Below are 13,836 nucleotides of genomic sequence, written 5' to 3'. Positions count from 1 at the left end.
ACGCCACGACCACAGTGAAGGACCATGGCCATCCCCTCCCACGGCATCCACGCCGCTTCCGAGACCGACGACCCGCACGCCCCCGTGGCGAAGGTGATCCCGCTGCGGTCGCTGTCCCGCACCGAGGCCGAGCCGACGGACGCCGAGCTGCTCGAGCGCTGCCGGCAGCGTGACCCGCGGGCCTGGGACCTGCTCGTGGGCCGCTACGAGCGGCTCGTCTACTCCGTCGCGCGCCGCAACGGCCTCTCTGCCGACGACGCCGCCGACGTCACGCAGGGCACCTTCGTGACCCTCATCGACTCCCTCGACCGGATCAAGGACGAGGAGCGCCTCGCGTCCTGGCTGATGACGGTCACCCGACGCCAGTCCTGGCGGGTGCGCAACCTCAGCCGTCGCGACGTCCAGCTCGAGGTCGTGCCCGAGGAGGTCGACCAGTCCCAGGACGACTGGGCCTCGATCCTGGCCCTCCACGACGCCCTCGCCGAGCTCGGCGGCACCTGCAAGGACCTGCTGGAGGCGCTCTACCTCGACCCCGAGTCGCCCAGCTATGCAGAGATCGCGCAGCGGTTCGGGCGGTCCATCGGCGGCATCGGACCGCTGCGTGGCCGCTGCCTGGAGAAGCTGCGCGGGATCCTCACCGAGGAAGGTGCTTGGTGACTCCGCGCACGACCTTCACCGAGATCGTCGACTGGATCGAGGGGCGCCTGCCCGCCGACCGGGCGAGCCACGTCGCCGACGCGGTCCGTGACGACCAGGGGGCGGCCGACGCCGCGGCCTGGGTGGCCGACTTCCTCGCCACCGCCGAGCGGCTCCAGCTCGAGGCACCGCCCGCCGACCTGCGCGGCCGGCTGCGCGCGCTGTTCGAGGGCCCCGGCAACGTCGCGGCCGACCGTGGCTGGAGCCGCGCCCGGCTGCTGTACGACACGCGGGGCGCACGGGTCGCCGGCGTGCGCGAGGCGGACGGCACCGGGCAGTCGCACCTCGCGTTCGAGAGCGAGGCCGGCCGGTTCGTGCTCGAGGCCGGACCGGTGTCGGACGGTCACCTCGAGCTGCGCGGCCTCCTGCTCGCCGAGCGGGCACCGATCGCCGCGGAGGTCACCCTGCTCGAGGAAGGTGTCGTGCGCCGCCGCGGCCACTCCACGGCCGACGGCCGCTTCGGGTTCGACGAGGTGCCGGTCTCGGTCGACGAGCTGCGCATCGCGGTCGACGGCATCCGGGTGACCGCTCCGCTCGAGCTGGCCAGGTCCTGACCGAGCCGACGTGAGCTGAGATGAACCGCACCGACGACCGGACCGAGAAGGTCGCCCGCCTGCTTGCCGAGGCCGAGCGGGTCCAGCACCAGGACCTGCGCCGGTGCACGGCGCTGCTCGACACGATCACCGGCCTGCTCGACGCCAACGACGACCCGTCGTACCGCGCCCGGCTGGGCTTTCTGCGCGGCGAGATCGAGCTGGACCGCGGGAGCCTCACCGGCGCGATGAGTGCCTTCCAGCTCGCCCGGATGGACTGGCTCGCGGCGGGCCGAACGCTCGAGGCCCGCGGCGCCATGCTCGGGCGCACCGCCGTGATGCTGGCCGCGGGGGAGTATGCCGACGTCGTGCTCGTCGTCGGCCGGATCCTCACCGGCATCGAGCGGGGCAGCGCCGGGGACGAGGAGCTCGCGACCCGGCTGCACGTGCGCGCCCACCAGCAGCTCGGCTCCGCCCACGCCGCGGTCGGTGACCTGGCCGCCGCGGTGCGGCACTTCGACCTCGCCGACGACCTCGCCCGTCGTACCGGCGACCGGCGCTCGGTCGCCAAGATCGGCCTCCAGCGCGGCCGGGTCCTGGTCGCCGACGGCCTCGTCCACCGCGCCCTCGACGTGCTGAGCGAGGCGCGGCGCGAGCTGACCCGCGAAGGCGCCACCCTCGACGCCGCCAAGGCGGTGATCCCCATCGCCGAGGCACTGGCGGCGGCCGGCACCCCCGTCTCGGCCATGGAGCTGCTCGAGCGGATCGCCCCCGTCCTGGAGTCCCAGGGCGTCGGTCTCGCCGAGCGCGACCGGGTGCTCGCGGAGGCGCTGCTCAGCGCGGGCCTCGCCGAGGAGGCGCTGAGCAAGGGGGCCGCGGCACGCGACGCGTTCCGGGCGTTCGGGCGGATCGCCGACCTCGGGCGCACCGAGCTCGTCTGCGCAGCGGCGGCGCTGCGCCTGGGGCGCACCGACGCGGCCGAGCGGTCCCTGGACGCCGCCGAGCGGCTCAGCGAGGAGTGCGGCGACGTGGTCACCCGCGACGAGGCGCGCCTGCTGCTCACCCGGCTCGCCCACCTGGAGGGCAACCAGACGGCGGTCAGCACCCGTCTGGCCCGGGTACAGGGCGACGAGACCACCCTGGAGGTCAACCGGGTGCGCGCGATGGTGCTCGCAGCCTGGGTCGCCACGGACCCGTACGACGCCGAGGTGCGGATCGCGCGTGCGTCCGCCGAGGTCGACCGGCTGGCCCGTCCCGAGCTGCGCATGGAGCTGCGGCTCGCGCGCGCCCGGTTCCTGCGCCGGGCCGGACGGGTGAGCGACGCCGCCGACGAGCTGCGTGCAGCGTGCGCGATGCAGCCGCTGCTGGCCCAGCGGCCCCGGGCCACCTCGACCCGCGGCGGCCTGCTCGCCGAGGCCAGCGACGAGCTGATCGACCTGCTCGTCGCGGACGGACGGCACTCGACGGTCATCGAGGCCTGGCAGCGGGTCCGCGCGTCGAAGGCCTCCGCCTTCTCGACCCTGCGCGAGCACACCGCCGGCTGGCACGTCGACGACGCCGCCGCGGCTGTCGCCGACACTGACGACCTCATCGACGCCGCCCGCAACCGGACCACCGACCCCGGACGGGCAGAGGCACCCGACCTGCCGCCGGTGCCCGAGGGCCCGGCCGTCGACTACTACGTCATCGGCGGCGACGTGATCGCCTTCGTCATCCGTGAGGCCCAGGTCTTCGTGCGCCGGCTGACCGGGATCAGCTCCGAGACCGCGCGACTGGTCGACGGCTGGCGGCACGAGTGCCACATGGTCGCCGCGCTCGGCGCCACCGGCCCCACCTCCTCACGCCTCGACGCGCTGTACGAGGTGCTGGTCGCGCCGCTCGCCGACCTGCTCAGCGACATCGAGCTCGAGCCGCTCTCGGTCGCCGGGCACCGGCACCTGCTCGGCGTCCCGTTCGACGCGATGCTCGACGTCGGCGCGCCCTGGCGCGAGCGCTTCGCCCCCGCGCCGGACGTGGTCGAGGAGCCGTACGACGTCCAGGTCGCCGCCACGTCCGTGCTGGTGCTCGCCCTGCCCGACGACGACGCACCCGAGATCGGCGCCGAGGCGGACATGATCGCGACGCTCCTCCCCGACGCCGAGGTGCACCGCGGAGAGGCGGCGACCTCCAAGGTGCTGGCCGCGCGGATGGTCGACGCGGACCTCGTCCACCTCGCGACCCACGGCCGCTTCCATGCCGGCAACCCGCTCTTCTCCGCTCTCCGGCTCGCCGACGGCTGGCTGACCGCGGCCGACCTGGTCGACGGCAGCTTCGCCATGCACGACCGGGTGGTCGTGCTCAGCGCCTGCGGCTCGGGTCGCGCGGCCGGCAACCTGGTGCGGCCGATCGGCCTGGCCTGGGCCTGCCTGAACGCCGGGGCCGCCGGCGTCGTCGCCTCCCTGTGGGTGGTCGACGACGCCGTCACCGTCGAGCTGATGACCGAGTTCTACCGTCACCTCGCGGCCGGCGAGGCGCCACGGCGCGCCCTCGGCCTGGCCCGGCGCCGGGTCGCGGCGTCGTACCCGCACCCCTACTACTGGGCGGCCTTCCGCTACTTCACGCCGGCGTCGTGACCTGGCGCGTGCACGCCCAGGTCGTGGTAGCAGGGGTGGCAGCGGCAGGTCGGCTCGGTGGCCGGGGGAGTGGGCCTCATGCTCCACCAGTGCGCGGCGGAGCCCGGTCTGATCCGTGACCTGGGCCACCCGCGAGCGAAAATCCCCGGCCGTCGGGATCACCGCGACCGGACGGGCGCACCAGTTGACCGTGAGCATGCCGCCGACGAACCTCCGTGCCGACCTCCTCCAGGACTGGCGGGCCAACCGGCCCGACCTCCGCGGACGCCTGGTCATGGTCGCCTTCCGGCTGGCCCACCACGCCAGCCGGAACAGGTACGGCGCCCGCCGGGTCCCCGCGACGGCGTACGGCCTGGTCTACCGGGTGGTCGTCGAGTGGGTGCTCGGCATCGAGATCCCGTGGAAGACGTCGATCGGCCCGGGAGCGCGGCTGCGCCACGGCGTCGGGCTGGTGATCAACGACCGGTCGGTGATCGGCGCCCGGGTCCTGCTGCGGCACGGCGTGACCATCGGCAACGCCGTCGCGGCCGGTCCCTGCCCCGTGATCGGTGACGACGTCGAGATCGGCGCGGGCGCCGTGGTGATCGGCGGCATCACCGTCGGCGACGGGGCGCGCATCGGCGCCAACGCGGTCGTCACCAAGGACGTGCCGGCGGGCGGGGTCGCCGTCGGCAACCCGATGCGGCTGCGGTGAAAGTTTTCCGCGATCACCGGATCACGGAGCGGCCGGCGACGCACTGGTGAGGCGACACCAGCCCCCAGCAGAAGGCCCGACCTACCGATGAACGTGCGCGAGCACCCCGCCAGCCAGGCTCCCGGCCGGGCCGGTGTGCGGGTGCGCGTGGCCACGCTGCTGCCCACGTGGCCGATCGGCGTGATGTTCGCCGGACTGCCGCTGTGGTGGGCGAGCGGGCTGCTCGACGTGGTGACGATCCCGTTCGCCCTGCTCATGGCCTGGCTGCTGACCCGGGCCCACGGGGTCCGGGTGCCGCGCGGCTTCGGCTGGTGGCTGCTCTACTGCGCGTGGGCGCTCGCGTCGGTCGTCATGCTCGACCGCGCCGTGGGCGTCGTGCTCTTCGGCTACCGGTGGCTGCTCTGCGTGGCCGCCGGCGTGATCTTCGCCTACGTCTTCAACGCCCGCGCCACGCTCACCTCGCGCTACCTGTCGGGCACGCTGACCCTCTGGTTCCTCTACGTCGCGCTCGGCGGCTGCCTGGGTCTCCTGGCCCCCACCGGCTCGCTGCGCACGCCGCTGCACCACCTGCTGCCGGCGGCCGCCCGCGGCAACGAGCTCGTCGGGCAGATGACGATCCGGCCGTTCGCGCAGTACAACCCCGGCGGCTTCCTCGAGGTGTCGCCGCGCCCGACCGCGCCCTTCCTGTACACCAACAACTGGGGCAGCGTGTACTCGCTGCTCGCGCCGTTCGTCGTCGTCTACCTGCTGCACACCTGGCGCACCCGCCGCGGCGCGGCCGTCGCCGTGCTCCTCGTCGCCTCGACGATCCCGGCGTTCCTCACCCTCAACCGCGGCATGTTCGTCAGCCTCGGCATCGCCGTCGCCTACCTCGTCGGGCGCGCCGTGCTGGCCCGCAACCTGCGCATCGTCGCCGTCGTCGCGCTGGCGGCGACGCTGGGTGTGGTGCTGTTCAACCTGCTGCCCATCAGCGAGCGGCTGGGGATGCGCCTGAACGAGGACGCCCAGGGGACCAGCAACACCACCCGGATCTCGCTCTACGAGCAGTCGCTGTCGGCCGTCGCCTCCTCGCCACTGCTCGGCCACGCCACACCGATCCCGCCGGCGAACCCGCTGGAGCCGAGCGTCGGCACCCAGGGCCAGCTGTGGATGCTGCTGGTCTCGCACGGCCCGGTCGCGGCATTCGCCTGGATCACGTTCTTCCTCGCGATGTACGCGCGAGGCCGCAGGCGAGGCGACCCGATCGGCGTGGCGGCCTGCACGACGCTCCTCGTCGGGACCGTCCAGCTGCTGTTCTACGGCATGTTGCCCTACGGCCTGCCGCTCCTCATGATCGCTGCGGCTGTCGCGGCCCGCGGTCCCGAGCTTCCCACCACCGAAGGAGACCTGCCATGACCGCGACGGCCTGGCCACGCGTCGGCGTGGTGATCCCCACCCGCAACCGTCCCGACCTGCTGCGCCGCGCCATCGCGTCGGTCGCCGCGCAGGACTACCCGGGCGTCGTCGAGACCGTCGTGGTCTTCGACGGTACGACGCCCGACCCCAGCCTGGTGGCGTCGTACGACAGCGCTCGGCCGGTCCGCGTCGTCAGCAACACACGCGTCGCCGGCCTCTCCGGCGCCCGCAACACGGGGATCCTGGCCCTCGACACCGAGTACGTCGCGTTCTGCGACGACGACGACCACTGGCTCCCGTCGAAGGTACGCCGCCAGGTCATCCGTGCCGAGGCCGCGGACCGCCCCGAGATGGTGACCTGCTCGATCACCGTCGACTACGACGGCATCCGTACCGACCGCTTCGCCGGGACCGACACAGTCAGCCACGCCGACCTGACCCGCTCCATCTACGCGATGCTGCACTCGTCGTGCTTCTTCTTCGACCGCCGCGCGCTGGTCGAGGGGATCGGGCTGGTCAACGAGGAGCTGCCGCAGAGCCAGCTCGAGGACTGGGACATCAAGCTGCGGGCCGCCCAGCGCCGCCCGATCGCCCACCTCGACGAGCCGCTCACCGTGGTCCAGTGGGGCCGGACCTCGATGTTCGCCCGCCGCTGGGACTCCAAGAACGCCGCCCTGCGGGCGATCCTGCAGCTGCACCCGGCGATCGCTGCCGACGCCCGGGGCGCCGCCCGGGTCTACGGCCAGCTGGCCTTCGGTACGGCGGCCGCCGGTGACCGCGCCGAGTCGTGGCAGTGGATCCGGCGCACTGTGCGCACCGATCCGCGGCAGTGGCGCGCCGCGGTCGCTCTCGCCGTCCTGCCCCATCCGCCCAACGCCGAGCGCGTGCTCAACACGCTGCACCGCTTCGGGAGGGGCGTGTGAACGCGCCGAACACGCCGCCCAGCACCCCGCCCATCACCCCGACCGTCACCCCGACCGCGACGACGCCCAGCAGACAAGGAACCCGGACAGTGAGCGCAGACCTGCAGTCCACGGTCGAGATCGGACGATTCGTCCTGGTCCTCCGCCGCCGCTGGAAGGTGGTGGCCCTGGTGAGCGCCGCCCTGGTCGCCGCGGCCTGCGTGTGGACGGTGCTCGCCCCGAGCTCGTCGACCGCGACGACCCAGGTCAACGTCAACGTGATCGCGACCGACCCGTTCGCTGCTCAGCGCACGTCCTCCGACCTGCTGGACCCGGCCACCGAGCGGCAGATCGTGCTCTCCTCCGAGGTGATCGACCGCGCCGCGGCCGACCTCGGCAAGGGCACCGCGCCCCGCTCGGTGCGCGCCGGCCTCGACGCCCAGATGGTCGCCGGCTCCACCGTGATGCGGATCAGCTGGACCGGGGCCGAACCGCGCCGGGCCCAGGCGGTCGCGGACGCGGTCGCCACCGAGTACCTCGCCTACCGCGGCGAGCAGGCCGCCGCCCGCCAGCAGGACGCGCTCGAGCCGCTCGTCGAGCGCCGCGACGCGCTCAACGCCCAGCTGCAGCAGACCGATGCCGGCCGGAGTGCGCTGCTCAGCGAGCTCAACCTGGTCCTCACCCAGATCACCAAGGTCTCCGGCCTCGCGACCTCGGGCGGCACCGTGCTCGTCAAGGCCGCGGACACGCCGCCGGCGACCGGGACGAAGGCATCCACCGTGCTGCTCGCCGCCGGTGTGCTCGGCCTGCTCCTCGGCGCCTTCGCGGTCATCCTCGACGACATGGTCCGGCGCCGGGTGTACGACGCCGCCGACGTGGTCGACGGCAACGGCGGCCCGCTGCTGGCCCGGTTGCAGGCCCGCACCATGGCCGACCTCGACCAGCCGGTCGACGCCGACGCGCTGCAGTCGGTCTGGCACCGGCTCCGCATCCAGATCGCCGACGACATCCCGGTCATCCTCGTCATCGGTGCCACCATCGGCGCGCCGGTCGCCGCGGTCGCCCGCGCGCTCGAGCTGGCCGCGGCCGCGGTCGACGACGCGAGCCCCCAGGTGTCGCGGCGGGTCCGCGCGCTCGCCGTACCAGCGGAGGAGGGCTATGCGGTCGCGCTCTCGCTCGCCCCGCGCGCCACCGTCGTCGTGCTGGTCGCCGAGGACGGCCGGACCACGGTCCGCAGGCTGGCCACCCTGGCCGACCACCTCCGCGCGGTCGGCGTCGAGCCGGCCGGCACCGTGGTCGCGCACCGGTTCACCGAGGCCGCCGGCAACGCACCTGCGCCGGCCCCGGCGGCGGCGTCGCCGGCGGCGGCCCCGGCCGCCGAGCTGCAGACGGGAGAGGCCCGATGAGCCTGCTCGCCGAGCGCCGCGAGTCCGCGCCCCGCTGGATGAAGGACGTCGCCAACCTGACCACCCGCGGCTATGCCCTGGGGACCTCCGCGTCACGACCGGGCCCGGACTTCCTCGTGGTCGGCACGAAGCGCGGCGGCACGACCTCCCTGTACAACTACCTCCAGCAGCACCCCTCGCTGCTCGGGCTGTTCCCGCAGCCCCGCGGCCGCAAGAGCACCGACCACTTCTTCGCCTCGGGCGGGCGCAGCGAGCGCTGGTACCGCTCGCACTTCCACACCGAGGCCTACCGGGCCCGGGTGGCCCGCCGGGAGGGGGAGCGGCCGCTGGGTGGTGAGGCGTCGCCCTACTACCTGTGGGACCCGCGGATCGTGCACCGGGTGCACGCGGCCTACCCGCAGGTGAAGGCGATCGCGTTGGTCCGTGACCCGGTCGAGCGGGCCTGGTCGCACTACCAGGAGCGCACCGAGAACGGCGTCGAGCCGCTCGGCTTCGCCGAGGCCCTGGCCGCCGAGGAGGCACGCACCGCCGGCGAGCTCGAGCGGATGCTCGCCGATCCGGGCTACCACAGCACCGCGCACGACTGGTACACCTACCGCGCCCGCGGCATCTACCTGCCCCAGCTGCGGAACTGGCTCTCGGTGTTTCCGGCCGAGCAGCTGCTCGTGCTGCGCAGCGAGGACATGTACGACGACGTGCAGGCCGTCTTCGACCGGATCTGCGCCTTCCTCGGGGTCCGCGAGTACGCGCTGCCCGACGTACGACCGCGCAACGCCAGCCGGACCAAGTCGTCGGTGCCGCAGCCCTGCCGCCGCGAGCTCGCCGAGTTCTTCGAGCCCCACAACCGCGCGCTGGAGGAGTTCCTCGGCCGCGACCTGGGCTGGACCACGCCGGGATCGCTGCGGTGACCGGGCCCGACCTCGGCGCGGTCGCGCACCTCGTCGAGCAGCTGTGGGGGCCCGCGCTCGCCACCGGCGACCTGCGCCTCGACCTCGGCCGCGGCGCCACGCCGGGCTGGACCGACGTCGAGACCTACCAGGCGCTGCCGTCGATCGCCTCGGCCACGATGCTGCTGCCCACCGCCGAGCGCCGCGTTCTCGCGGGATCGCTCCTCAACTTCCGCCGGCTGCGCGACCCAGGCACCCGGGTCCAGCGTCGCCTGCTCGGGTCGCTGGCCGCCCGCGGCGTACCACTGCCCTTCCCACAGGTCCGGGTCCAGGCGCGCGTCGGCGCAGGACGGCGCGTGCCGCTGCCGACCGAGCAGGTCGCGGCCGACCTCGGCCTGCCGCGGGTCCACGCCTCGATCGGGGTGCGCACCGGCTCCAACCGGAAGGCGACCCTGCAGCTGGTCGACGACGCCGGTGTCGCCGTGGGCTTCGCGAAGTTCGCCTGGGACCCGGCGAGCACCGGCGCGGTCGCCCGGGAGGCCGCCGCGCTGCGGGCCCTCGCCGGCGGCACCGACGCCGTGCGGGCGCCGCGGCTGCTGGCCGAGGGCAGCTGGCTCGGCCGGCCCTACCTCGTGACCGAGCCGCTGCCCGCCGCCAGCCGACGCCCCGATCCGAACCTGCTCCCGACCGCAGAGGAGGTCTTCGCACCGGCCCCGGTCGGGCGCCGCGACGTACTCGCCCGGACCGGACAGCTCCAGGACCTGCGACTGCGCCTGGACGTGCTGCGCGCCGGCGGTGCCGACCCCGAGCTGGTCGACGCGCTCGACGACCTCCTCGCCCTGGTCGCGGACGTGGAGGTCCCCGTCGCGGCGCGCTGGCACGGCGACTTCACCGCGTGGAACTCCGCCCGCGACGAGCAGGACCGGCTGTGGTGCTGGGACTGGGAGTCCTCCGAGCTCGACGCCGTGGCCGGGCTGGACGCGATCCACTGGGTCGCCGGCGGCGCGACCCTGGCCGGCACGCGCTACGACGGCGCCCTCATCGCCACCGCCCTCGACCGGGCCGCGCCCGTGCTCACCGCCGCCGGGCACTCCCGCGCCGGCGCCGTCGTCGTACCGGTGGTGTATGTCGCCACGCTGGTCGAGCGTGCCCTGTCCCTCGCGGTCGGCAACGGGCGCTGGGACGACGCCTGGCTGCGCCGCGACGAGGCGGCCGCGCTCCTCGCCCACGCCCGCACGCTGGCTCCTGCGCGGGTCGGCGCCGATGTCCACTGCTGAGGCCACCCGCGCCTCGGGTCCGCCCGAGGTCGGGGCCGAGCTCCGCTCGGCGGCCCGCGGCGGCGTGGTCACCGTGGCCGGCGCGGCCACCAGCACCGCGATGGGCTTCGTCCTGACCATGGTCCTCGCCCGGCAGTTCGGTGCCACGGGGGCCGGCGTGGTCCAGCAGGTGATCGCAGTGGCCACGCTCGCCCTCGCGCTGGGGCGGGTCGGCACCGACACCACGGCCGTGTGGCTGCTGCCCCGGCTGCGCACCCAGGACCCCGGCCACCTGCGCGCGGCCTGCACCACGCTGCTGGCGGTCGCCGCCCTCGGCGGCACCGCCGTGGCGCTCGCCTGGTCGGCGGTCGACGCGTTCGGCGACGGCGCCGTGCTCGGCGACGCCCGGGTCGACGACGCGTTCTCGGCCGTCGCCTGGGCGCTCCCGTTCGGGGCCGTGATGATGACGGCGCTGGCTGCGACCCGCGGCTTCGGCGGGGTGCTCCCGTTCAACCTGATCGGCAACATCGCCGTACCCGCCCTGCGGCCCGTGCTCGTCGTGCTGATCGGCGTCCTCGGTGGCTCGGCGGTCGCGGCGGCCACCGGGTGGGCGGTGGTGCTGGTCCCCGGCGCCTGCCTCGCCGTGCTGGTGCTCGCCCGGCGGCTGCGCGGCGCCGAGCGTGCGCTCGGCGGACCCGGCACCGCTCGCCCGACCCGTGCCCTGGTCCGCCAGATCTTCGGCTTCGGCCTGCCCCGCACCGTCTCGACACTGCTCGAGCAGGCCCTGGGCTGGCTCGACGTGGTCCTCGTCGGCGTGCTGCTCGGCCCCGCCGCCGCCGGCGTCTACGGCGTCGCCTCCCGCTTCGTGGCCGGCGGCCTGGTCATGATGACCGCGCTGCGGATCGTGGTCGCCCCGCAGTTCAGCGCCAGGCTCGCCGCCGGGGAGAACGCCGAGGCCGGCCGGCTCTACGCGATCACCTCGACCTGGATCGTCTTCTTCGGCGTCCCGGTCTACGTGCTGCTGGCCTGTTTCGCGCCGTTCGTCCTCTCGATCCCGGGCCCGGAGTTCGGCAGCGGCCGCACCGCGATGGTCCTGCTCTGCGTGGGCGGCGTCGCGTTGCTGGCCGCCGGCAACCTCCAGTCGCTGCTGCTGATGACCGGCCGCAGCGGTCGCGCCCTGGCCAACAAGGTCGTCGTGGTCGCCACCAGCGTCACCTGCAACCTGGTCCTGATCCCCGTCTGGGGCATCGCCGGCGCGGCCACCACCTGGGCGCTGTGCTGGACCCTCGACGGTCTGCTCTCGGCCGTCCAGGTCAGCCGGCTCACGGGTATCCGCCCGTCCGTCGGCCGGATCGGTGCCGGCATCGGCGTCGGCGTGCTCGTCGCCGGCCCGGCGTCAGCGATCGGGATCGTCGTGGGCGGGCAGAGCCTGGCTGGCTTCGTGGTCGCGCTCGTGATCACCGGCCTGGGTGTCGTCGTCGCGGCGCGGCTCTGTCGGCGGTTCCTTCACCTCGACCAGTTCGCGGGAATCGTCAGGCGGCGAGGTCGAACCTGAGCGAGTGCTCGGCGTGGAGCTGGTACTCGGCTCGGGTGATCGCGGTGGTGCCGCCGCCGGTGACGAGGCGGTAGAGGCCGTGGGGTGTGCCCCAGATCCACTTGTCGGGGCCGAGCTGCATCACGGTGTAGCCGTGGTGGGTCTTCGCGCGGTGGTGGTGCCGGGCGAGGGGTGTGTCGTTGTGATCACCGGTCTGGCCGGGTGGTCCGTGCTTGTCGTACGGCGTGGTGTGGTCGTGGTCGGGGGCTCGACCTTGTTTCGTGAAGAGGTTGGTGGCGTGGGGGAACACGTCCCCGACCGTGCGTAGCTGGGTGCGACGTTTGACGTCGGTGGGGTGCTCGTAGCCGTTGACCGACCGTCCGGTGTGCAGGTCGATCACCGGCTGGACCGTGATCGCCGCGTGCTGGCGGAGCAGGTTGCGGACCTGGTCGAGGAGTCGCGGTCCGAGGTTTTCGACCCGGGTGACGGGTCCGAACTCACCGGTGTCGGTCAGGGAGACGTGGACGATGAGCTCGGCGGTCGGGCTGCGGGGGTCTCGTGACGGTTGCTGCGCAACCTCCTCGACCTCCGAGGTGCCCGGGGTGTCGTCGATGCCGTTCAGGAACGCGAGGACGGCGGCCGGGTCGGCGAGCATCGCGAACGCCTCGGCCCGCCAGTGGTCCATCGACAGTGGTTCGGCACTGTCGGGGACGTCGGCGTGCTCGGCGAGGGCAGCAGCGAGGTCGTCGACCGTGTGCTGGTGGGCGAGGGCGTCGGCCTCGTCGAGCCGCGCGAACACCGTCCCCACACCTGCCTGACTGTCGCTCTCGTCGAGCTGGGAGCCCGGACGAGGCTTGGGGTACCAGACACCCTTCTGGTTCTGGTTCTTGTCGATCCGGGCCTGGTGAGCGGCGGGGTCGGCCTCGATCACCTTGGCCTCGGCGATGGTGAGGATCCTGGACGGCGCCTGGTCCAACGCAGCAGCGACCGCGGTGTCGACGATCCGGACCTGGTGGCGGTCGAGGTTGCGGGACATCCGTGCGACCCGCCGCACCACCCACACCTCGCAACGTCCCTGCTGGACACCAGCCCACACGCCAGGGAGTCGGTGACGCAGGTCGAACGCGTCGGCCAGGGCGCCACGGGTCGCGAGCACGTGCTCGTGACGGGCGATCGCCATCTCGACCAGCGCGAGGTCCGCGACCTCCGGGGTCCCGTCCCCGCCCAGGCTGATCAGCCGCGGTCCGCCATACCGGACCGGTACGGCGCCGGGCTCGGCCTGCGGGTCACCGGAGTGGAGGTCGGCCCAGGCGAGCAGCAGCTCGAGCTGCCGGACCTCGGCCTTCCGCCGATCCCGGACGCCGTCCTCGGCCGCGTGGAGCAGCTGCTCCGGCGTGGCGTTGGAGAGGTCCGAGATCATGCTTCGATTCTATCGCACACATGTTCGAATGGCGAGCCTTGTTGTGGACTTTTCCCTTGTTTCTAGGGGTTTTCGGCCGCGCGCGCGAACCGCGGCCCGACCGCCGAACCCAGCCACCTCCCGACCGTCCTCGTCGCTGCCTTTCGGAACGCAACCGGCTACGTACCCGAAGCCCGCGGACAGTTCGCGCGACCAGCCCAGTGGTTTCGAGGCTCGTCGCTGGCGCTCCTCGCACCTCAACCATCGGGCGAGGTCGGTTGTGGTGGTCTCGTGACGGTCGCTGCGCGACCTCCTCGACCTCCGGCCGCGAACTGTCGCCCGGCCGCGGAACCCAGCCACCTCGCGACCTCCTCGACCTCCGGCCGGGAACTGTCGCCCGGCCGCGGAACCCGGCCACCTGGCGCCCCTTCGTCGTCGCTGCCTTTCGGAACGAAGCCATCTACATGTCCTAAGCCCGCTGGGAGTTCGCGCAATAGCTCAGGTGGTTTCGAGGCTCGTCGC

General features: G+C 73.8%; 11 protein-coding genes. 10 read left to right on the top strand and 1 reads right to left on the bottom strand.

Annotation, left to right across the window (positions count from 1 at the left end; all coding sequences use genetic code 11):
- Positions 1-24: 24 nt before the first annotated feature.
- The 10 genes from FBY23_RS15155 (at position 25) to FBY23_RS15115 (ending at position 11,936) form a co-directional block, all read left to right on the top strand.
- Positions 25-657: an RNA polymerase sigma factor gene (locus FBY23_RS15155; protein ID WP_141798901.1), complete on the top strand. Its 633-nt coding sequence runs from the start codon at positions 25-27 to the stop codon at positions 655-657.
- Positions 654-1,250, top strand: coding sequence for a hypothetical protein (locus FBY23_RS15150; RefSeq protein ID WP_141798900.1), 597 nt, complete (start codon positions 654-656; stop codon positions 1,248-1,250). The genes FBY23_RS15155 and FBY23_RS15150 overlap by 4 nt, the downstream gene beginning before the upstream one ends.
- Before the next feature lie 20 nt (positions 1,251-1,270).
- Positions 1,271-3,841, top strand: a complete 2,571-nt coding sequence (locus FBY23_RS15145) for a CHAT domain-containing protein (RefSeq protein WP_141798899.1) — start codon at positions 1,271-1,273, stop codon at positions 3,839-3,841.
- Positions 3,842-3,956: 115 nt separating this feature from the next.
- Entirely contained in the window at positions 3,957-4,535 is a 579-nt protein-coding gene (locus tag FBY23_RS15140) for a serine acetyltransferase (protein ID WP_222117835.1), read from the top strand.
- Between the two features lie 87 nt (positions 4,536-4,622).
- The gene (locus tag FBY23_RS15135) at positions 4,623-5,930 is read left to right on the top strand and encodes an O-antigen ligase family protein (protein WP_141798898.1); all 1,308 of its coding nucleotides are present in this window, start codon (positions 4,623-4,625) and stop codon (positions 5,928-5,930) included.
- Complete coding sequence (locus tag FBY23_RS15130) at positions 5,927-6,853, top strand: glycosyltransferase family A protein (RefSeq protein WP_141798897.1); 927 nt, start codon at positions 5,927-5,929, stop codon at positions 6,851-6,853. The genes FBY23_RS15135 and FBY23_RS15130 overlap by 4 nt, the downstream gene beginning before the upstream one ends.
- An 89-nt stretch (positions 6,854-6,942) precedes the next feature.
- Positions 6,943-8,238 (top strand): Wzz/FepE/Etk N-terminal domain-containing protein, encoded by a 1,296-nt coding sequence (locus tag FBY23_RS15125; RefSeq protein ID WP_160158254.1) that lies wholly within the window; start codon positions 6,943-6,945, stop codon positions 8,236-8,238.
- Positions 8,235-9,146, top strand: a complete 912-nt coding sequence (locus tag FBY23_RS15120; protein ID WP_141798895.1) for a sulfotransferase — start codon at positions 8,235-8,237, stop codon at positions 9,144-9,146. The genes FBY23_RS15125 and FBY23_RS15120 overlap by 4 nt, the downstream gene beginning before the upstream one ends.
- Positions 9,143-10,402 (top strand): hypothetical protein, encoded by a 1,260-nt coding sequence (locus FBY23_RS25980; RefSeq protein WP_160158253.1) that lies wholly within the window; start codon positions 9,143-9,145, stop codon positions 10,400-10,402. The genes FBY23_RS15120 and FBY23_RS25980 overlap by 4 nt, the downstream gene beginning before the upstream one ends.
- Positions 10,389-11,936: an oligosaccharide flippase family protein gene (locus FBY23_RS15115; RefSeq protein ID WP_160158252.1), complete on the top strand. Its 1,548-nt coding sequence runs from the start codon at positions 10,389-10,391 to the stop codon at positions 11,934-11,936. The genes FBY23_RS25980 and FBY23_RS15115 overlap by 14 nt, the downstream gene beginning before the upstream one ends.
- Here FBY23_RS15115 and FBY23_RS15110 read toward each other — a convergent pair.
- Positions 11,914-13,335 carry a hypothetical protein gene (locus tag FBY23_RS15110; RefSeq protein ID WP_186348233.1) on the bottom strand — a complete coding sequence of 474 codons (1,422 nt, stop codon included), beginning with the start codon at positions 13,333-13,335 and terminating at the stop codon, positions 11,914-11,916. The genes FBY23_RS15115 and FBY23_RS15110 overlap by 23 nt on opposite strands.
- Between the last annotated feature and the right edge of the window lie 501 nt (positions 13,336-13,836).

The organism is Nocardioides sp. SLBN-35 (assembly GCF_006715725.1).
Taxonomy (GTDB): domain Bacteria; phylum Actinomycetota; class Actinomycetes; order Propionibacteriales; family Nocardioidaceae; genus Nocardioides.
This window is presented reverse-complemented; position numbering and strand designations above follow the sequence as displayed.